The sequence below is a fragment of the Pseudomonas sp. NBRC 111119 genome, from assembly GCF_001320125.1.
In the GTDB taxonomy this organism is placed as follows: domain Bacteria; phylum Pseudomonadota; class Gammaproteobacteria; order Pseudomonadales; family Pseudomonadaceae; genus Aquipseudomonas; species Aquipseudomonas parafulva.
In genome coordinates, this window is the sequence record NZ_BCAV01000051.1 from 45,784 (window position 1) to 64,409 (window position 18,626).

Here is an 18,626-nt window from a genome sequence, read left to right on the forward strand (position 1 = left end):
TTGTGCTCAGAAGTCGTAACGGGCAGTGGCGCCGAAGGTACGCGGGGTACCGAGCGCACCGGCATAACCGCCGTTGGCGGAGTTCCACAGGCTGGTGAAGTAGGTCTTGTCGCCCGCGTTCTTCACCCAAAGCGACAGGTCGACCACGCCATCGCCCTGGTCCAGGCGCACGCCGGCAGACAGGTTGACCAGTGCATAGCTGGGGATCTGGCCAAAGTCAGAGTCGTCGATGGTGCCCACGGCCTTCGAGCGGAAGGCGTAGCTGGCGGTGACGTAAGGCTCGACCCGTTCGGTGGCCTGCCATTTGTATTGGGCATTGAGGTTGGCGATGTACTTGGAGGCGCCGACCACCTGATGGCCAGACAGGTCGCAGGTGGCATTGGCGCTGGCCAGGCTGACCTCCGGCGGGCACGGTGCGTCCTTGTACTCGGTGTAGCGCACGTCGTTCCACGAACCGTTGAAGTTGACCGTTAGCCCCCGCACCGGCAACGCCGTGGCCTCGAATTCGAGCCCGCGCGAGCGCACGCGGCCGGCATTGGCCAGGTACTGCACGCGGTTGATCTGGTCGTAGACGTTGGCCTGGTAGCCATGCACTTCGGCCCAGAACAAGTTGGTATTGAGCTGCAGGCGGTTGTCGAACAAGCTGCTTTTCAGGCCCAACTCGGCATTGTTGACCCGCTCGGTGCCCACCAGCAGCGAGCCAGTACCCAAGCGCGGCGCCGCGCCGACGGTGAGGTTGACCCCGCCCGACTTCTCGCCGTGGGTCAGGGTGGCGTAGCCCAGCAACTGCTCGTTGAAGCGATAGCTGAGGCCTAGGAGGCCAGAGGGGCTGAAGCTGTACTGGTTGAGGTCGCCCGAATCGTACGCACCTGCGCGACCCTGACGCGCAGCTGCGGCAGCCCCGCTGACGGCCGCGCCGCCGCTGGGCGCATTGCGGGTAACCCAGGCACTCTTTTCTTCATAGGTACCGCGTACGCCGGCGGTGAAGTCCAGGCGGTCGGTGACATGCCAGGTGCCTTGGGCGAACAGCGCGTAGCTGTCGGTATCGATGTGGCCGTTACCCAGGGTGTCGACGTTGGCCAGCGCACCTGTTGGGGTCTGGTTCCAGATATCAGCCTGTGGGCCGTAATAGGTGAACGACTTGTTGTCCAAGTCCTGCTTGAAGTAGTAAGCGCCCAGTACATAATCGAAAGCGCCGCCGGTCGGGGATGCCAGGCGGATTTCCTGCGAGTACTGCTTGTCGCGCACTGCTACACCGGCACTGTAGAACACCGGCACGTTGAGGCCGTCATCGTTGCGCGGGGTGAAATCCCACCAGCGGTAGGCGGTGATGGAGGTCAGGGTGAAGTCGTTGGGCAGGGTCCAGTTGGCTTCCACCGAGGTCCCCCCTTGGAACACGGTGACTTGTTGGTCGGCATCGAAGTTGACCTTGCGGTCCTTGCCCGATACCAGTGTCGCGCCAGCCTGGGCAGCAAGGCTCTGATAGCGGTTGATGCCGTTGATGGTCGGCCCGGTGCTGTAAAGGCTCAGGATGCCGTTGTCGGAATCCTCTTCGTTGTACTCCCCGATCCAGCGCAGGTTGAAATTATCACTGGGCTTGAACAACAGCTGCGTGCGAAAGCCCTGGCGTTTGCCGCCATTGAGCGTGTCGCCGTTGTGCACGTTTTTCACGTAGCCGTCGTCTTCGGTGCGATAAGCACTGATGCGCCCGGCCAGGGTGTCACTGAGCGGGCCCGAGAAACTGCCCTGGGTCTGCCGATACCCGTCTTCACCAATGGACTGCTGGATACTGCCTTCACGGTGGAAGGTAGGTTTGCGGGTGGTCACGTTGAGCACACCGGCGGTGGTGTTCTTGCCGAAAAGCGTGCCTTGCGGGCCCCGCAGCACCTCAAGTTGCTCCACGTCCAGCAGGTCGAACACCGCCATGCCCGGGCGGCCCAGGTAGACGTTGTCCAGGTAGATGCCAACGCTGCCCTCCAGGCCGTCGCTGGCGGGATTGTTGCCAAGCCCGCGAATGGAAATGCTCGACTGGCGGGCATGCACGTACGCCACGTTGGTACTGGGTACCAGTTGTTGCAGATCCTGCACGCGATAAACACGTTGGGTTTCCAGGGCTTCACTGCCCAGCACGCTGATGGGCGTAGGCACGCTCTGCGCGGTTTCTTCACGCCGCCGGGCGTTGACCGTGACGGTGCCCAGCTTGGCTTCCTGCTCCACAGCAGGGGCAACAGGCCCCACTTCTTCAGCGAAGCTGGGCACGGAGGCCGCCAGCAGAACACCGGCCGCAAGCGGCTGCAGGGTGAAACGTGAGGCGCGCGATGGCTTTCGGGTGTGTCCGGACATGCAGATGCTCCTTGAGGCTTGGCCCTGGGCGAGCATTTCCGTTGGCGGAACCGAATCGCGGGAATGGGGGCTTATATTCTTTTAAGAGATATAAATATTTTTAAAACATATTATGTGGAATAAGAGACTCCCTTTATAAGGGGACTGACCCGTGTCATCAATTGCATTCGGCCGAAGGTTTCAATGTAGAAAATGCATATCGATCTGCGTCAGCTACGCCACTTCATCGCCTTGATTGAACACCGCAGTTTCGTGGCGGCGGCTGCCGCAGTGAACCTGTCGCAGTCAGCCTTCAGCCGCAGCATCCAGACGCTGGAGCACAATGTGGGTTGCCGCCTGGTGGACCGCGCCAGCAAGGACTTGCCCCCGACGCGCCAGGGGCTGCTGGTACTGGAACACTCGCGCCGGCTGGTGCATGGCGCGCACAACCTGGTCAATGAAATTCAACAGTTCAACGGCGCCACCACCGGCGTGGTGCGCTTCGGCTCGGGGCCTGCGCCGGCAGGGGCTCTGGTGCCGCGGGCGGTGGCACGCTTCGTGGCCGAGTACCCTGCCGCGCGCACGTGCTTTCAGGTGGATAACTGGCAGGCACTAAACCGCAAGCTGGTCGCCGAGGAAATCGAGTTCTTCGTAGCCGACACCCGCCAGTTCGAATCAGACCCGGATTACCAGGTGCACAGGCTGGCACCCCAGCGCTGGCATTTCTGCTGCCGCGCCGGGCACCCGCTGGCCAGGCAACAGCGTGTGCAGGCGCGGGACCTGTTCGATTACCCGATGGCCACCACCTTTCGTCCACCGAATATCCGCAAGGTCCTCATCGACCTCAGTGGCAGGCAAGATTTTCTGCCGTCGGTGGAGTGCGAGCATGGGTACGCATTGCTGAATGTGGTGATGCACTCGGACACCATCGGCATCGCCTGCAATGCCAATTTGCTGCCCTATCAACATGAAGAGAGCCTGGTGAAGCTGGAACTGGCCGACCTGACGCAAGAGCAGCGTGAGGCCTGCCATACCCGCTATGGGGTAGTGAGCCGGGTGGGGTATGGGTTATCGCCGTTGGCGCAGGGGCTGGTCAGGCAGTTGATTGCCTGTGATAGGGAAGCCTGAGAAACGGCCCAGCCCATGGATAACCTGGGAGCCACTGGTCTGCACAAATCTGACAGCTGTCGCAATCATTGTGGGAGCAACTGTCTTCCACAACAATCTCAAAAATCTCAAAATTAGCGCAATCACTGTGGGAGCGGGTTTACCCGCGAAGCAGACAGCGCGGTGTATGGCACCGGCTTTGCCGGTGTTCGCGGCTGAAGCCGCTCCCACAAGGTAGATTGCGCCAGCGTTCAGATTTTGTGGAAGACAGTTGCTCCCACAGACAGAGCATCCACAGCCCCATCATCATTCATGGGCCTAGAGCACAACTGTTGTAAGCCGCTGCGTAATCTCAACCCTTGCGCGTGGTGCGGCTCTGTTGACCATCCACCCCCACCGGCACCTCACCGGCCAGGGTCACACGGCGAACCACCCGGGGCTGGGTGCCGTAGTCATCCACAGCGTAATGCTGGGTCGCACGGTTATCCCAGATGGCCACGTCACCGGCCTGCCAGCGCCAGCGTACGGTGTTCTCAAGGCGCGTCACATGGCCCTGCAACACGGCGAACAGGTGCTGTGAGTCGGCCAGGGAATAGCCCTTGATACGCTTCACAAAGTGCCCCAGTTGCAAGACTCGCTCACCACTGACCGGGTGTACCCGCACCACCGGGTGTTCGGTTTCGTACACGGTGGAGGTAAACACCTTGCGGTAGTGTTCAAGCTTGGCAGGGTCCACGTCGGGCTTGAGCGTTGCATAGTCGTACTCGTTGCTGTGCACCGCCCACAGCGAGTCGGCCAGCTTGCGCAGCGCATCAGGCAACTCCTGGTAGGCCGCTGCGGTGTTGGCCCACACCGTGTCGCCACCCGACGCCGGTGCCACCACGCTGCGCAGGATGGACGCCTTGGGGTAGGCGTCGACGAAGGTCACGTCGGTATGCCACGAGTTGGCGCGCTGGCCTTGGGCACCGTCGAGCTGCATCAGATAACGGGTGTTCTCCACCACTGGCACGGTCGGGTGAGCGACCGGCTCGCCCAGCAGTTTGGCAAAGCCTTCCTGGCTCGCATCGTCCAGGTGGCCCTGGTCCCTGAAGAAGATCACCTTGTGCTGCACCAGCGCAGCCTGGATGGCCGCCACCGTGGCAGCGTCCAGGTCGGCAGACAGCTTCACGCCGTGGATCTGCGCGCCGATACGGCCGGCAACCGGTTGAATGTCGAGGTCAAGGGTGTGCGGCACGGTGGCCAGGGCAGCGTTACTCATGGTTGTGGTCCTTGCTTTGCTTGTGGGGGTTGAGGGTTCAGCGCGCGGCCTGCACCGCATGTTCCTGCTGCAATGCAGCATCGAGGAAGCGGGGTTCGACCCAATCGGCCACCTGGAAGCCACGGCGGATCAGGCGCTCCTTGGCAGCCAGGTCAACGCCCTGCTGCAACTGGCTGATAAAGCCAGGGTCCAAGCGCGGGTCGAAGTACTGGGCGAGGTCTTCCTTGGCCAGGTCATCACGCAGAATGCTGAGCGGCCAATTGGCGTTGCCGGCCACCAGCTCCAGGTAGGCCTCGCGGTTGCGTTCGTTACGCAGCCAGGTGCTTGCCTGCTCCTGCGCGTTGACCAGGCGCTGCACCAGTTGCGGGTATTTGCGGATGAAATCGCCCGTGCCCAACAACACCGATTGGGTACCCCCTGCCCCGAGCAGCTCGCGGGAGCTGACCGGTATTTCGACCAGGCCGCGCTCGCGCAACGACAGCAGGCTGGACAAGCCCCAAGTGGCGTCGATCTGCCTGGCCGCCAGTGCGGCGTTAGCAGCGTTGAAGTCGAGGTTGATGACTTTCAGGTCACGCTCGGTCAGCCCCTGGCTGGCGAGGGCACTGGCGAACGACAACTGGTTGGCAGTGCCGCGGAATACCGCCACGCGCTTGCCCTTGAGGTCGTGCAGGCTTTTGATACCCGAGCCGGGCACCACGCCCAGGTAGCTTTTTACCCCACGCACACCGGCGGCCAGCACCCGGGTATCCAGCCCGTTGGCCTTGCCGACGATGGCAGCCAGGTCACCCAGGTAGGCAAAGTCGGCCTGCCCGTTGGCCAAGGCTTCGTTGACCGCAGGGCCCGCCCCCTTGAAGAAATGCCAGTCGATACGAATACCGTCTTTGGCGAACTCCCTTTCCAGCAGTTGCTGGTTACGCAGCACATCCACCACGCCACTGGCACTGGGCTTGCTGCCTGCGCTCAGGTCCGGCACAGCGATGCGAATGCTCGATGGGTTGGCCGGTTCAGCGGCCTGAATGTTCAGGCTGATGGCCAGCCCAAAGACGGTGATCAGATGTCGCAATGAGGTTTTCATGGCAAGGCTCCAGGGCAGGCCTCCGCCGGAAACACCCGGCGTTGTGGGCTGAAGCTAGGCCGCGCTGGATAAAAGCTACAAAGACCAAAAACTCATTTTTTTGTAACCGTATGGCATAAACGAGCGTTCATGCCTTCTGCGGGCAGGCTTGCAAAAAACGCATGGAAAATATGAGGAAAACGCAATGTCTGGAGGGTTTCATCAGGCGATAACACCGTGCTCTTATCTCTTGAAGATCACCCATGGATATTTTTAATTCCATAAGTGAATAAACCACAAACCTTCGAGATTCGGCTGATGGATGGAGCTTCAGGCACAACACGATTCTGGCTGCCAAGCCCCCTGCCCGGCTCAAACGCCGTGCAACGTTTCATGCGCCAAAGCCTGCCATGGCTGGTGCCTTTGACGGTTGCCGCCCTGTGGCTGACCGCGACACAACAGCACTGGATGAGTGAGCAGATCCTGCCCGCACCAGCACGGGTATGGGAAAGCGCCGTGGAGTTCGGCTCGGGCGAACTGTGGGGGCACCTGTGGATAAGCTTGCAGCGCCTGTTCTGGGGGCTGTCTGTCGGGATCGGCAGCGGCTTGTTGCTGGGGGTGTGGCTGGGGGCGTCACGCCAGGCGCAGACGCTGGTGCTGCCTACCTTCATCGCGCTGGCACAGATACCGACACTGGCCTGGATCCCGCTGTTCATGCTGTTCTTCGGCATAGGTGAATGGCTGAAGCTGGTGGTGCTGGTCAAGGCCGTGGTGGTGCCGGTGACCCTGCACACACTGGTGGGCGTACGCGATGCCCAGCCCAAGTTGCGCGAAGCCGCCTTGGCCTTACGGCTGCCACGCCACCTGTTGTTGCTGCGCCTGCTGCTGCCGGCAGCCTTGCCGGCGTTTCTCACCGGCGTGCGGCTGGCCTTGGCCACGGGCTGGACATCCTTGCTAGCCGTCGAGCTGCTGGCCTCGAGCGAAGGCATCGGTTACCTGATGGTGTGGGGGCGGCAGCTGTTCATGCTCGATCTGGTCATGCTGTGCATTCTGGTGATCGGCCTGGTGGGGGCACTGCTGGAGCGCAGTTTTTCGGCTTTGGAAAAGCGCCTGCTGTTCTGGCCACAAGCAGCCACAGGGGAGCAACGGCACGGGGCGGTGCCGCGCAGCTGGCAGAGCCTGCTGCTGCCCGTGGCGCTGCTGGCGGCGTGGCAGGCTAGCAGCCGCTATGGTTGGGTCGACACCAATATCCTGACCTCCCCGCTGCAGGTCCTGCATACGCTGCTTGACGGCCTAGCGGACGGCTCCTTACCCCAGGCGTTGCTGGCTAGCCTGCAACGCACCCTGACCGGCCTGGTACTGGGCGGCGGTGCAGGCCTGCTGGTCGGGTTGCTGCTTGGCCTTTCAACCACGGCCGAACGCCTGTTCGGGCCCAGCCTGTCGGCCTTGCGCCAAGTGGCGCTGTTTGCCTGGGTGCCGTTGCTCACTGCATGGTTCGGCCTGGGTGAGGCCGCCAAGCATGTCTTCGTGGGGCTGGCAGCGTTCTTCCCGCTGATGATCGCCACACAACGCGGCATTGCCAGCCTCTCGCCGCAGCTGGGCGAAGCCGCCCGCACCTTGCGCCTGAACCTGTGGCAACGCCTGCGCCTTCTGGTGCTGCCCGGCGCGGCACCGGCCATTTTTGCCGGGCTGCGCCTGTCACTGATCTACGCCTGGCTGGGCACGATCGGGGCTGAGTATTTCATGCCCTCGGACGGCGGTATCGCCAGCCTGATGATCGGCGCCCAGCAATTGTTCCGCATGGACCAGGTGATGGCTGCCATGGTTCTGATCGGCCTCATCGGCGCCCTGCTCGGCACCCTTGGGCAACGCCTGGAATCACGCGCAACGCGCTGGAGAACCGCATGAACGCTCTAAACACTTCGCACTTGAAAGCGGCCAACCAGGCCGATGTTCGCCCACCGCTGGTCAGTTTCGAAGGGGTCGGCAAAGTGTTCACCGTCGATGGCCGCCCCTTCGAGGCCATCCACAACTTCAACCTGTCGATCCGCGAAGGCGACTTCGTTGCCATTGTCGGTGCTTCCGGTTGCGGCAAATCCACGCTGCTGCGCCTGCTGGTGGGGCTGGACACCGACTACAGCGGCAGCATCCAGGTGGATGGCAAACCCGTGAGCGGTATTGGCGGCGAACGCGGTATCGTGTTCCAGGAACACCGCCTGTTCCCCTGGCTGAGCGTGGAGCAGAACATCGCACTGGGCCTGGTAAACGAGCACCTGACGCAGGGCGAGCACGCCCGACGCGTGCACGAGTTCGTGCAGCTGGTGGGCTTGGTGGGGTTCGAATCGGCGTACCCGCACCAGTTGTCTGGCGGCATGGCACAACGCGTAGCCATCGCCCGCGGCCTGGTGGCAAGCCCACGTATCCTGTTGCTCGACGAGCCTTTTGGCGCGCTCGATGCACTGACCCGCCAGCAACTGCAGGATGAACTGCTGGCCATCCGTGAACGCGCCGGCATCACCACCTTGCTGGTAACCCACGACGCCGAGGAGGCGACGTACCTGGCCGATCGGGTAGTGGTGCTGGAACCGCGCCCGGGCCGTATCAAGTCGGTGGTGCAGATCGACCTGCCGCACCCCAGGCTGCGCACAGGTGTTGCGCTGCACGGGCTACGCGAGCAGGTGCTGCATCAGATTACCGGGCACGGCGGCTACCTGCCGCCGCCAGCCTCGCGTGTCGAGGGCCTGCGGCCAGAGCTGATCGCACTATGATCGATTTGGGAGGCTTCAGCCGCGCAGGCCCTTGAGTTGAGCAGGCAAGAAAACAGCTACAGATCAAGGCGATGGACGACACCGGCCGAGATGGGTATCATGCGTGCGCGTTGCACTCGTAGCTCAGCTGGATAGAGTACTGCCCTCCGAAGGCAGGGGTCGTGGGTTCGAATCCCGCCGAGTGCGCCATATCAAAAAAGCCCCAGGCCAGTGCCTGGGGCTTTTTCGTTTGTGCGACATGTCGCATTCCTGGTACTCCCGTACCACGGGCCATTAATGATAGCGTGGGCGTCTTCCCGTTTTCCAAAACGGGCCCACAACAATGATTGGCGAAGGAATGCGCACACCCATGTACCTGAAAAACCTGATCACCACTTCCCTGCTGGCGGCCGGCATCGGCTTGTTTGCCTTGCCCGCCCAGGCCAATCTCAGCCAACAGCAATCCACTGCCATCGTCAAAGCCTTCGAAGGCAGCAACCCTGACGACTTCAAACAGTTCCTCGGCAAGCTCAAGGGCAGCGAACTGGCCAAGGCCGACGACCTGGCCAGTACCCTGGATGCCTACCTGGCAGGCAAGCCCTTGGCAGCCGAGCAGCAGCATGAAGTGAGCCGCCTGCTCGGCCTGTATACCCGCATCAAGTACGGCAAGGCCGCGACCGAAACCTTGCGAGAGCTGGTTGCCATTCCAACCTTCAACGTCGACGGCACCCCCCAGCATCAGAACCCGGCGTTTTTGAAGATCGCCGACAAGATCAAGGCTCTGGCGCATGACTTTGGCCTGACCTTCCGCAACATCGACAACCGCGTTTACGAGATTTCGCTGGGCAGCGGCAAGGAAGTCGTCGGCCTACATGCCCACGCCGATGTTGTACCGGTGAACCCGGATAACTGGAAATTGCCCGACGGCACGCGCCTGGACCCGTTCAAGGTCACCTTGGTGGGTGACCGCATGTATGGCCGCGGTACCGAGGATGACAAGAACGGTATCGTAGTGGCGATGTACGCGCTGAAGGTGGCAAAAGACGAAAATCTGCCGCTCGCACGGCAGTTCAAACTGCTGATCGACACCACCGAAGAAACCAGCGGCGATGCCATCCCCTACTATTTCGAGCGCAACCCCACGCCGGACTACAACCTGGCGCTGGACGGCGGCTACCCGGTGGTCATCGCCGAAAAAGGCTATGGCACGGTCATGGCAACTTTCAACAAGCGCGCGGCCAGCGGCACCGGTGCTGAAATCACCGGCCTGACCGGCGGGCTCGCCACCAATCAGATCCCCACCACATCCGTGGCCACCCTGGTCGCAGACAACCCCGCTGCCGTGGCAAAAAGCCTGAGCGACGCGGGTGCCGACTATGTCAAACGTAATGGCGGCGACTTCAGCATCGAGGCCAAGGCCGAAGGCAACAAGGTGGTGCTGACGGTGGCCGGCGTTTCGGCGCACTCTTCCGAACCGGAGTCGGGCGTGAACCCGGTGGCGCGCATGCTGGGCTTCATCAACGGGCTGGGCCCACAGGTGCCGCTCAAGCAAAACCAGTTCACCGATGCAGCCCGCTATGCAGCAGAGAATTGGGGCCTGGACTACCTTGGCAACAAGCTGGGTATTGCTTACAAAGACGCCTTCATGGGGCCGCTGACCGCTTCGCCGACATTCGTTGGTGTGGATGACAAGGGCCTGAAGCTTGCCGTGAACCTGCGCATCCCCAAAGGCAAGCCCATTGCCACGATCCAGGATGAAATCGCTGGGAAGCTCGGCAAATGGAGCGAGCAAAGCCACACCTCGGTGGCATTCGACTACAGCCTGGACGAGCCGATGTACCGCAACCCTGAGGGTGAGTGGGTGAAAGCGCTGCTGGCAGTGGCCACCGAGAACCTGGGCATGAAGCACGAGTTTGGCACCTCGGCAGGTGCAACTTCAGTGCACGACTTGCCCAATGGCGTGCAATTCGGCCTGGCCATGCCAAACGTGAAATACACCGGGCACAACGACAACGAGTTCAAGACCGTGGAGCAGTTCATGCTGGACTTGCAGATCGTCAGTGAAATGGTCGCGCGTATTGGGCAAATGCCGAAGCTCTGAGGCGGCATTCACTGCATTCAGGCGGGGGCGGTATCAGCTAAAAAAAGCGCCTTGGCGAGGGTCATGACGTTTTTCAATCGGCTCGATGCCGTTTCCTGCATTGCCGTGCAGGCTGGCGTGCCGGATGCTTTAGTAACCCACGCACCCCACCACCCGCAGAGGCCCGTATGAAGAACGTCGAGCAGATCCTCAAGAGCAAGTCCGAGCACCAGACCGTCCACACCATCGGCCCGGACGATTCGGTGCTCGACGCACTCAAGCTGCTGGCCGAGAAAAACATCGGCGCGCTGCCCGTGGTGGAGGGCAACCAGGTTATCGGGATCGTCAGTGAGCGTGATTATGCGCGCAAGCTGGTGTTGAAAGGCCGCTCATCCGCCGCTACGCCAGTGCGCGACATCATGAGTGCGCCCGTGGTGACCGTGGAGCCGAAGCAGAACCTGGAGTACTGCATGAACCTGATGACCAACCGTCACTTGCGCCACCTGCCGGTGGTCAGCAACGGCGAGCTGCTTGGGCTGTTGTCGATCGGTGACCTGGTCAAGGAAACCATTGCAGAACAGGCCGGCCTGATTGTGAAGCTGGAACAGTACATCCGGGGCGAATGAGGCTGTCAGTGGTAAGCGCGCTCCAGCTCGTCCAGCTGGTGGTCGAAGCTGCGCAGGCGCGCTGACCAGGTATACACCAGTACTTCCAGGTCTCGGTTGAGTACAGGGGTAGTGCCGTCGTATTGCGGCAATGCCTCGCCCAGGTCCAGCTGATAGCGCTCTCGCGCCATTGCCTGTGCCACGCTGGAGAGGTCACGGGCGTTGGCCAACCAGTGGTGATGGTGATCATGCACTTCACGGTCGAGTGCCCGGCATTGGCATTTCAGTGCATCCAGGCTCTGGTCGAGCGGTGTGCCCTTTAGCTCCCCCATCACCTCCTCGAAGGTTCGGCCTGAGTGCCAGTAGCTGCCCCAGAAGTACCGGTCGAACACCGTTTCTACACGGCGCAGCGCCACTTTGGTGTTCCAGATGGTCAGCAAGGTGTGCCCCTGCACCACTTCACGCTTGTTCAAGCGCAGCTGTTGCCAGGCGATCCAGGTGAGCGTGGTGAGTGAGTAGGCGACGATAACCGCAGCAGCAGCGTACAAAAAATGCACAGCCTGGTTCAGGTAATAGGCTTGGCGGATACCGTAGAAGTAACTGGCCGTGAGCGTGCCCAGGATCAACAAGGCGCACCAGAAACCCGATGCATAGGGATCTTTCATCGCGCTATCCCCTTATTGTTTACCTGAGCATAGCAACGGCCAATCACCCTTCAGGTGCCGCTCGGCGCTTTATTTCTTGCTCGAATGCAGCGCCTCGTTCAACTGGTCGATCATGGGGATCCAGTCGGCATCGGCGGTGTAGCTTTCCTTGAGAAAAGCGCGCTGGGCATCGCTCCAGAACGGTGCATCCACCAGCTTCACATCCTCGGGAAGGGGCGAATGGGTGGTGATGAAACGGTCGATTTCCACTGCCTCGTCAGGCAGACCCAGCTGCTTGAAAATCTCTGAAAAATGATGAGTCGAGCTATCCATGGTTCCTCCTAGATACCGGCTTCGGCTACTGAGCCAGGGCACGGCATGATGTGAAAGCTTGCTGAACGCGATCATCCGCCTGTGGATAGACCGCACGCAGCCGGGGAAGACTCGAAATAACCCGTATATTTGTCCGAGCGCTGCAGGAAGCGATGGGCTGCAGGCAGCCCCTCGGCAGTCAGACCGGGGCGCGGCGCAGGGTTGCCAGGAACGTGGCAGCGCCAATGAACAGCCCGGCAAAGGTGCGGTTCAGGCGCTTTTGCTGCCGCGGCGTACGCAGCAGGCGCAGTACCCGCGAGGCAAGGCCGGTGTAACCGGCCATTACCAGCATATCGACGGCCACCATGGTCATGGCAATGGCAATGTACTGCGGCAGCAGCGGGGCATGCGGGTTGATGAACTGTGGCAGTACCGCCAGCATGAATACCAGGGCCTTGGGGTTGCTGACATTGACCAGGAAGCCGCGGAATACCAGGCTCAGCGGTTTGCCGATGGGGCGTACGCCAGATTCATCGGTCATGTCCAGGGGCAAGGCGCGCCATTGCTTGTAGGCCAGGTACACCAGGTAGGCCACACCGAACCACTTGATGAACTGGAACGCGGTTGCGGAGGCGGCGAGGATGGCCCCCACACCCGCAGCGATGATGGCGATCTGCATGAGCAGCCCGAGCTGCAGCCCCAAGGCGTTCCAGTACCCACGCCAGAAACCATATTGCAGGCCGCTGGACATCGAGGCGATTGCCCCGGCGCCCGGCGACAGGCTGATCACCCAGCACGCGGCAAAAAAGCCCAACCACACTTCCATAGACATCGCACACCTCGCTCGAACACATGTTGCAAAACGTTAAGCTAAGGCGCCGATGAAAAAATGACCAGAAGATTTTAGAGGGGCTCGGCGGTAGCCCATCGCCAGCAAGGGGCTTGCCGGCGATGGGCTTAAGGCTCAACCCAAGGTTTCGAGCTCGGCCTGCATGCCTTCGAGGGTTTCCAGGGCCTCCATCCACGCTTCTTCAAGCTCGCCTTCACGCTGCTTGAGTGTGCTCTGGCGTGCCAGCAACTGCCGCAACTCGTCCTTGCGCGCAGCTTCATACAGCCCGCCGTCGCCAAGGGCGGTTTCGATCTCGGCCAGCTGGGCGTGTACCTGGCCAAGCTCGGCCTCAAGCTTGTCGGCGGCCTTCTTGTGCGGCGCCAGTTGCTGACGCAAGGCGGCAGCCGCCTGACGCGTGGCCTTCTTGTCGGTCTTGTCCGGGTTCACCGGCGAGCTGCTGGCCGGCGCACTGCGCTGGCGGTACTCCACCAGCCAGCGGCTGTAGTCGTCCAGGTCACCGTCGAACGGCTCGACCTTGCCATCGGCCACCAGCAGGAAGTCGTCAGTGGTGCTTTTGAGCAGATGGCGATCGTGAGAAACCACCACGACCGCACCGGCAAACTCCTGCAAGGCCATGGTCAGCGCCAGGCGCATTTCCAGGTCCAGGTGGTTGGTAGGTTCGTCCAGCAGCAGCAGGTTGGGCCGCTCCCAGGCGATCAGCGCCAAGGCCAGGCGGGCTTTTTCACCACCCGAGAAGTTCACCACCGGCTCGTCGACACGGTCACCATGGAAGTCGAAGCCACCCAGGAAGTCGCGCAGGGTCTGCTCGCGCTCGGCGGGGGCAATGCGCTGCAGGTGCAGCAGCGGGCTGGCCTTGTCGTCCAGCGAGTCCAGTTGATGCTGGGCAAAATAGCCCACAGCCAGGTTTTCACCCAGCACCAGGCGCCCTGCCAGGGGCTGGAGCTCGCCCGCCAGGTTCTTGATCAGGGTGGACTTGCCCGCACCGTTGGGGCCCAGCAGGCCGATACGCGCCCCTGGCGTGAGCTGCAGCTTGACCTTGTCGAGTACCGACTTGTCCGCGTAACCAAGACGGCCTTCAGACAGGCTCAGCAACGGGCTGGAGATCTTGTGCGACTCGCGGAACACGAAATCGAAGGGCGAATCCACATGCGCCGCCGACAGCTCTTCCATGCGTTCCAGGGCTTTGATACGGCTTTGCGCCTGGCGTGCCTTGGTGGCCTGGGCCTTGAAGCGGGCGATGTACTTTTCCATGTGCGCACGCTGCGCCTGCTGCTTTTCGTACGCCTGCTGCTGCTGCGCCAGACGCTCGGCACGGGTACGCTCAAAGGCGGTGTAACCACCCTTGTACAGGTTCAGCTTGCGTTGCTCGACGTGCAGCACATGGTCGACCACCGCATCCAGGAAGTCACGGTCGTGGGAGATCAGCAACAGCGTGCCCGGGTAGCTCTTGAGCCAGTCTTCCAGCCACAGGATGGCGTCGAGGTCCAGGTGGTTGGTGGGCTCGTCGAGCAACAGCAGATCGGACGGGCACATCAAGGCCTGGGCCAGGTTCAGGCGCATCCGCCAGCCACCGGAGAAATCACCCACCCGGCGATCCATCTGCTCATTGGTGAACCCGAGGCCTGCTAGCAATTTGCGCGCACGGGCGTCGGCGGTGTAGCCATCGGCGCTTTCCAGCTCACTGTGCAGCCGGGCCAGGGCAGTACCGTCATGCAGCTGTTCAGCCTCGGCCAGTGCGGCCTGGACCTTGCGCAGGCGCACATCGCCATCAAGCACGTAGTCCACCGCCAGGCGATCGAGGGTATCGACCTCCTGGCGCATATGGGCAATGCGCCAGTCGCCAGGCAGCTGGCAGTCGCCGCCATCGGGCGACAGCTCACCGCGCAGCAGGGCGAACAGGCTGGATTTACCGGCGCCGTTGGCACCGATCAGGCCGGCCTTGTGACCGGTGTGCAGGGTCATCTCGGCGCCGTCTAGCAAGCGCTGCGGACCACGCTGTAAAGTGAGGTTGGATAGTCTGATCATGATGGTCGCGGAGTCTACCAGCTTCCTCGGCCCATAGCGCGGGTACAACCATGCAAAGCGACTTGTGGAATCACGCATTGGCCTTGTATGCCAGGCCCGGTGTGGAGGCAGCGTGCCTTGAGCTGCAAAGGCAAGGGGGGGACGTGTGCCTGCTGCTGTGCGCGACCTGGTTGCAGGCCCGCGCAGTGCCTTTCAGCGATGAGCGCGCGCACGCATTACAGGGCTGTGCCGGCCGCTGGCAACGGGAGGTGGTCGCCCCGCTGCGCAGCCTGCGCCAGCAATGGCGTGAAGCGGCTGGCAGTGACAGCCAACTGGCGCTGCTGCGTGAGCAACTGAAAGGGATGGAGCTGCAAGCCGAAAAGACCCTGCTACAACGCCTTCAGGTCTGCGCTGCAGAGTGGCCTTGCGGGTCACCCGCTGGCGCAGGCGACTGGCTGGCCCGGCTTGCGCCAGGCTCTGCCAGGGGCCACGACGCGCTTGATCGGCTGCGCGCCGCGGCTAGGGCGTATCAGGAAGCCGAAGACGAAGTCTGAGCGGCGCCTGTGTCGGCCGTGGCGGTAGTGCTGCCAGTGGCCGAGTTGCTGCTGGCAGTGCCTGCCGGCTTGGCGTCAGCAGGCTTGCTGGCAGCCGCCCGCGCAGGTGCCTTGGCCGCGGGCTTGGCCTTGGCAGTAGAGGCACTGCTGGGCGACTTTGTTGCAGCGGGCTTGGCAGCAGGTTTTGCCGCAGTACGCGTGGCAGCAGGTTTAGCTGCAGGTTTCGCAGCTGACGTGGTGGCCGGCTTTGCTGCAGCAGCTTTGCCAGCAGGCTTGGCGGCAGCGGTTTTTGCAGCTGGCTTGGCTGCTGGGGTTCTGGCAGCGGGTTTGGCAGCAGGTGCCTTGCCTGCCGGCTTGGCGGTCGCGGTTTTTGCCGCAGGCTTGGCAGCGGCGGCCTTGGGTGCAGGCTTGGTCGCGCTGGCCTTGGCCGCAGGTTTGGCCGCAACGGGCTTGGCAGCCTGGGCGGCGCGCTGGTCCAGTGCCTTGGTGGCAGCTTCACGCACCTTACCCACGCCCTGTGCCAGCTTCAGGCTGTCCTGAGCATCACGCTTGAGTTGCTGAATATACGAACGCGTCTGGGTTTGACGGTCTTTCAAGGAGTCGAGCAGCTCTTCCAGCGCCCCCACTGCCTTTTGCGCCTTGGACTGCGACTTGGCTTTACCCGCCTTCGCGGCGTCTTGCAGTTTCAAACGGCCATTGTGCAGTTTCTCTTGAGCCTTGCCGCGCTGTTTCTCCAACTTGGCGAGCAATTTTTCCGCATCAGCCAGCGCTTGCGAGCAGGCTTCCTCCAAATGGTCGAGCAGGCTACCTGAAAGTTGTTGAAGCAGGTGTAAAGGCGTACTGACTGGCTTCTTTTTAGCCGACATGGCTTACCTCCTGGCTGACGAGATTACGGCTCATACTATGCTTCTGCTGCTGACGCCGCTAGGGCATGTTGACCGTAATATCCATGCCCTGTTGCATGCCGGGGCGAAGTTGCAGTAGCGCCGCCAGCCAAGTGTAGCGGCGGTGAACAGCCGCGCTGCAGGCAAAGGCTGGCATACTTGGCCCTTCATCCACACAGGGGCTGACCATGCCGCGCTATCTTGTTCTGGGTTTGTGCCTGCTGGCGCCGTTGTGCATGGCCGATAACGATGAGCACGACCTCGCCTACAGCCTGGGGGCCAGCCTGGGCGAGCGCTTGCGCCAGGACATGCCCGGCCTGCAACTGGATGCCCTGGTCGAAGGCCTGCGCCAGTCGTACCAGGGTCAGCCGCTGAAGCTGGAACAAGGGCGTATGCAGGCACTGCTACAACAACATGAAACTCAGCAGGCGGATACGGCGACGCAGAAGTTACAAGCCGCCGAAGTGCGTTTCATGGCCAACGAGCGGGCGCGTCACGGCGTACATGAATTGCAGCAAGGCATTCTGTACAGCGAAGTCAAACCCGGCAGTGGCGCTCAGCCAAAAGCGGCAGGCAAGGTGCAGGTGAACTACGTAGGGTGGCTACCGGATGGCTCGGTGTTCGACCGCAGCCAATCGCCACAGTGGTTTAGCCTGGACTCGGTGATCGAGGGCTGGCGGGTGGCATTGCCACAGATGCGGGCGGGCGCAAAGTGGCGCCTGGTGATCCCGTCGGCACTGGCCTACGGTGCCGACGGAGCGGGTGACCTCATCGCCCCCTACACTCCGCTGGTCTTTGAAATCGAGTTGCTGCAAACAGCCGACTAGCGCTGCGCCTCAGGCTTGAACCGCGCCTTCTTCCTTGTGCGCGGTGTGCAACACTTCGATCAGGCAGTCTTCAAGTTCAAAGCGTTCGTGCAACAGGCTGCCCAGCTTGCCAAGTTTCTCGGCAAAGCGTTCAGTGTCGCGGCACTCGGCCTTTTCACAATGGTCGTTGAACGCCAGCGCAATCTGGGTAATGTCGATAATCCGAGGGTTGATCTCTTCGGCCAGCTCCAGCGCTTTTTCATCGCCAAACGCCTTGGCTTCGCTGATCAGCTGTTCGCACACTTCGAAGTGCCAGGCCGATACATAATCCACCAGCAAGGCGCAGAAGTCGCCGTTGGTGTCCTTGTCGGCAAAGGCAGGTTTCACATCACGCAGGGCAGCGAATGCGTGTACCAGTTCCTGGCGCTCCGCTAGCCAACGGTCGATCAGGTTGTTTACCCCGCCCCAACGTTCCTGAGCATTCTGACAACTATCTAGCATGGCGATCTCTTCCCTTTTGGGTAGATGCCGCTGCACCTCGTACCCGAACCTTGCGGCACAAAGGTGGATCAGCAGAACGGCATCGAGCCGTAGTATGTGCGTTATGCGTGCAGGCAGATTATTCCCGCACGTGCTGCCCTTCAAGGTACGCAGCGGACTAACTTCGTACAAGTGTTTAATACACGGTTACACGGCCACTGGTCGCGCTGGCGGCCCACAGCGCCTGTGCAAGCTACTTGAGGTCGCGCATTGCCAAGGTATGTAGGCGGCTCGCCAGCAGATAGCCCAACGGCAGCGTGGCCAGCAGCAAGAACGCCAGCAGGCTCCACTCGGGAAGGGTCAGGTCCAGAAAGCTCCAGGCCAGCGAGTTGCAGTCGGCGCTGCCAAACAACAGCTGCCGGGCGGCCTCGCTCCAGGACTGCCTGAACAGGCGCGCCAGCGGCACCGGGCAGGCGTGGCCGGCATCGTCGGCACCCTGCAGCCATACGTGCCGTGCGGCCAGCAGGGCACCGGCCAACGCACAACCCAGTGCAACCCTCGCATAGCGGCGCTTGCCTCGCGAGGCAGGGGCATGGAGTGTTGCCAGCAGGCATACCAGCGCATAGCCCCCGAGCATCAACCGCTGGCTGAAACACAATGGGCAAGGCGAAAGCGCCAGCGCTGCCTGCAATTGGAAGGTGGCGATCAGCACCACGAGCGCGCCCAGGCAGGCAGGTAGGAAGAAGGTGCGCAAGCGGGCCGGCAGCATGGGCGTTGAATGTTCCGGGGTTGGTAGGGTAGGCCTGAAACGGTAGAGGAAACGTATCCTTTGTTTCAAGGCGCTACTGCCCAGACAATTCACTGCACGGCGAAGGAAATTTCCAGCTAAATGGTAGGAAGGGCCTTAGGACAAAGACCG

17 protein-coding genes and 1 tRNA gene are annotated in these 18,626 nt (G+C 61.9%); 8 read left to right on the top strand and 10 right to left on the bottom strand.

All coding sequences use genetic code 11. The features are described 5' to 3' along the window. Nucleotides 1-6: 6 nt before the first annotated feature. Complete coding sequence (locus APH25_RS18810; protein ID WP_060482978.1) at nt 7-2,343, bottom strand: TonB-dependent receptor; 2,337 nt, start codon at nt 2,341-2,343, stop codon at nt 7-9. A gap of 192 nt (nt 2,344-2,535) precedes the next feature. On the opposite strand from APH25_RS18810, the gene APH25_RS18815 reads away from it, so the two are divergent. Continuing rightward, complete coding sequence (locus APH25_RS18815) at nt 2,536-3,450, top strand: LysR family transcriptional regulator (protein WP_060482979.1); 915 nt, start codon at nt 2,536-2,538, stop codon at nt 3,448-3,450. 331 nt (nt 3,451-3,781) lie between these two features. Here APH25_RS18815 and APH25_RS18820 read toward each other — a convergent pair whose 3' ends face one another. Then, a complete protein-coding gene (locus APH25_RS18820) occupies nt 3,782-4,687 on the bottom strand; it encodes a TauD/TfdA family dioxygenase (protein WP_060482980.1) in 906 nt (301 codons plus the stop codon). A 37-nt stretch (nt 4,688-4,724) separates the two neighbouring features. Then, complete coding sequence (locus APH25_RS18825) at nt 4,725-5,762, bottom strand: ABC transporter substrate-binding protein (RefSeq protein WP_060482981.1); 1,038 nt, start codon at nt 5,760-5,762, stop codon at nt 4,725-4,727. Nucleotides 5,763-6,059: 297 nt separating this feature from the next. Between APH25_RS18825 and APH25_RS18830 the strand changes: the two genes are divergently transcribed. The 5 genes from APH25_RS18830 (at nt 6,060) to APH25_RS18850 (ending at nt 11,194) form a co-directional block, all read left to right on the top strand. Then, on the top strand, nt 6,060-7,649 hold the full coding sequence (locus APH25_RS18830; RefSeq protein ID WP_371262517.1) for an ABC transporter permease: 1,590 nt from the start codon (nt 6,060-6,062) through the stop codon (nt 7,647-7,649). Next, nucleotides 7,646-8,509 (top strand): ABC transporter ATP-binding protein, encoded by an 864-nt coding sequence (locus tag APH25_RS18835; protein ID WP_060482982.1) that lies wholly within the window; start codon nt 7,646-7,648, stop codon nt 8,507-8,509. Before APH25_RS18830 ends, APH25_RS18835 begins: the two co-directional genes overlap by 4 nt. 112 nt (nt 8,510-8,621) lie before the next feature. After that, a tRNA-Arg gene (locus APH25_RS18840) sits at nt 8,622-8,698 on the top strand. A 160-nt stretch (nt 8,699-8,858) separates the two neighbouring features. Beyond that, the gene (locus APH25_RS18845; protein ID WP_060482983.1) at nt 8,859-10,589 is read left to right on the top strand and encodes a dipeptidase; all 1,731 of its coding nucleotides are present in this window, start codon (nt 8,859-8,861) and stop codon (nt 10,587-10,589) included. 167 nt (nt 10,590-10,756) lie between these two features. Beyond that, complete coding sequence (locus tag APH25_RS18850; RefSeq protein WP_028635542.1) at nt 10,757-11,194, top strand: CBS domain-containing protein; 438 nt, start codon at nt 10,757-10,759, stop codon at nt 11,192-11,194. A gap of 5 nt (nt 11,195-11,199) precedes the next feature. On the opposite strand, the gene APH25_RS18855 is transcribed toward APH25_RS18850, so the two are convergent. The 4 genes from APH25_RS18855 to APH25_RS18870 all read right to left on the bottom strand — a co-directional run bounded on the left by APH25_RS18855 (nt 11,200) and on the right by APH25_RS18870 (nt 15,004). Then, nucleotides 11,200-11,838: a hypothetical protein gene (locus APH25_RS18855; RefSeq protein WP_060482984.1), complete on the bottom strand. Its 639-nt coding sequence runs from the start codon at nt 11,836-11,838 to the stop codon at nt 11,200-11,202. A gap of 69 nt (nt 11,839-11,907) precedes the next feature. Continuing rightward, nucleotides 11,908-12,150: a DUF2789 domain-containing protein gene (locus APH25_RS18860; RefSeq protein WP_060482985.1), complete on the bottom strand. Its 243-nt coding sequence runs from the start codon at nt 12,148-12,150 to the stop codon at nt 11,908-11,910. A gap of 178 nt (nt 12,151-12,328) precedes the next feature. Next, the gene (locus APH25_RS18865; protein WP_060482986.1) at nt 12,329-12,961 is read right to left on the bottom strand and encodes a LysE family transporter; all 633 of its coding nucleotides are present in this window, start codon (nt 12,959-12,961) and stop codon (nt 12,329-12,331) included. Between the two features lie 132 nt (nt 12,962-13,093). Further along, nucleotides 13,094-15,004 carry an ATP-binding cassette domain-containing protein gene (locus APH25_RS18870; RefSeq protein WP_060482987.1) on the bottom strand — a complete coding sequence of 637 codons (1,911 nt, stop codon included), beginning with the start codon at nt 15,002-15,004 and terminating at the stop codon, nt 13,094-13,096. 50 nt (nt 15,005-15,054) lie between these two features. Between APH25_RS18870 and APH25_RS18875 the strand changes: the two genes are divergently transcribed. Next, entirely contained in the window at nt 15,055-15,537 is a 483-nt protein-coding gene (locus tag APH25_RS18875) for a TIGR02444 family protein (RefSeq protein WP_060482988.1), read from the top strand. Here APH25_RS18875 and APH25_RS18880 read toward each other — a convergent pair. After that, nucleotides 15,513-16,403 carry an AlgP family protein gene (locus APH25_RS18880; RefSeq protein ID WP_060482989.1) on the bottom strand — a complete coding sequence of 297 codons (891 nt, stop codon included), beginning with the start codon at nt 16,401-16,403 and terminating at the stop codon, nt 15,513-15,515. The two genes, APH25_RS18875 and APH25_RS18880, sit on opposite strands and share 25 nt — an antisense overlap. Before the next feature lie 206 nt (nt 16,404-16,609). Between APH25_RS18880 and APH25_RS18885 the strand changes: the two genes are divergently transcribed. Beyond that, nucleotides 16,610-17,248: an FKBP-type peptidyl-prolyl cis-trans isomerase gene (locus APH25_RS18885; protein WP_060482990.1), complete on the top strand. Its 639-nt coding sequence runs from the start codon at nt 16,610-16,612 to the stop codon at nt 17,246-17,248. Nucleotides 17,249-17,257: 9 nt separating this feature from the next. On the opposite strand, the gene APH25_RS18890 is transcribed toward APH25_RS18885, so the two are convergent. Continuing rightward, nucleotides 17,258-17,728: an Rsd/AlgQ family anti-sigma factor gene (locus APH25_RS18890; protein WP_028635548.1), complete on the bottom strand. Its 471-nt coding sequence runs from the start codon at nt 17,726-17,728 to the stop codon at nt 17,258-17,260. 232 nt (nt 17,729-17,960) lie between these two features. Next, nucleotides 17,961-18,476 carry a disulfide bond formation protein B gene (locus tag APH25_RS18895; RefSeq protein WP_060482991.1) on the bottom strand — a complete coding sequence of 172 codons (516 nt, stop codon included), beginning with the start codon at nt 18,474-18,476 and terminating at the stop codon, nt 17,961-17,963. Between the last annotated feature and the right edge of the window lie 150 nt (nt 18,477-18,626).

Excerpts from the sequence above, each read along its gene's own strand:
- APH25_RS18810 (WP_060482978.1), bottom strand. The coding sequence starts at position 2,343 with ATGTCCGGACACACCCGAAAGCCATCGCGCGCCTCACGTTTCACCCTG.
- APH25_RS18815 (WP_060482979.1), top strand. The coding sequence starts at position 2,536 with ATGCATATCGATCTGCGTCAGCTACGCCACTTCATCGCCTTGATTGAA.
- APH25_RS18820 (WP_060482980.1), bottom strand. The coding sequence starts at position 4,687 with ATGAGTAACGCTGCCCTGGCCACCGTGCCGCACACCCTTGACCTCGAC.
- APH25_RS18825 (WP_060482981.1), bottom strand. The coding sequence starts at position 5,762 with ATGAAAACCTCATTGCGACATCTGATCACCGTCTTTGGGCTGGCCATC.
- APH25_RS18830 (WP_371262517.1), top strand. The coding sequence starts at position 6,060 with ATGGATGGAGCTTCAGGCACAACACGATTCTGGCTGCCAAGCCCCCTG.
- APH25_RS18835 (WP_060482982.1), top strand. The coding sequence starts at position 7,646 with ATGAACGCTCTAAACACTTCGCACTTGAAAGCGGCCAACCAGGCCGAT.
- APH25_RS18845 (WP_060482983.1), top strand. The coding sequence starts at position 8,859 with ATGTACCTGAAAAACCTGATCACCACTTCCCTGCTGGCGGCCGGCATC.
- APH25_RS18850 (WP_028635542.1), top strand. The coding sequence starts at position 10,757 with ATGAAGAACGTCGAGCAGATCCTCAAGAGCAAGTCCGAGCACCAGACC.
- APH25_RS18855 (WP_060482984.1), bottom strand. The coding sequence starts at position 11,838 with ATGAAAGATCCCTATGCATCGGGTTTCTGGTGCGCCTTGTTGATCCTG.
- APH25_RS18860 (WP_060482985.1), bottom strand. The coding sequence starts at position 12,150 with ATGGATAGCTCGACTCATCATTTTTCAGAGATTTTCAAGCAGCTGGGT.
- APH25_RS18865 (WP_060482986.1), bottom strand. The coding sequence starts at position 12,961 with ATGTCTATGGAAGTGTGGTTGGGCTTTTTTGCCGCGTGCTGGGTGATC.
- APH25_RS18870 (WP_060482987.1), bottom strand. The coding sequence starts at position 15,004 with ATGATCAGACTATCCAACCTCACTTTACAGCGTGGTCCGCAGCGCTTG.
- APH25_RS18875 (WP_060482988.1), top strand. The coding sequence starts at position 15,055 with ATGCAAAGCGACTTGTGGAATCACGCATTGGCCTTGTATGCCAGGCCC.
- APH25_RS18880 (WP_060482989.1), bottom strand. The coding sequence starts at position 16,403 with ATGTCGGCTAAAAAGAAGCCAGTCAGTACGCCTTTACACCTGCTTCAA.
- APH25_RS18885 (WP_060482990.1), top strand. The coding sequence starts at position 16,610 with ATGCCGCGCTATCTTGTTCTGGGTTTGTGCCTGCTGGCGCCGTTGTGC.
- APH25_RS18890 (WP_028635548.1), bottom strand. The coding sequence starts at position 17,728 with ATGCTAGATAGTTGTCAGAATGCTCAGGAACGTTGGGGCGGGGTAAAC.
- APH25_RS18895 (WP_060482991.1), bottom strand. The coding sequence starts at position 18,476 with ATGCTGCCGGCCCGCTTGCGCACCTTCTTCCTACCTGCCTGCCTGGGC.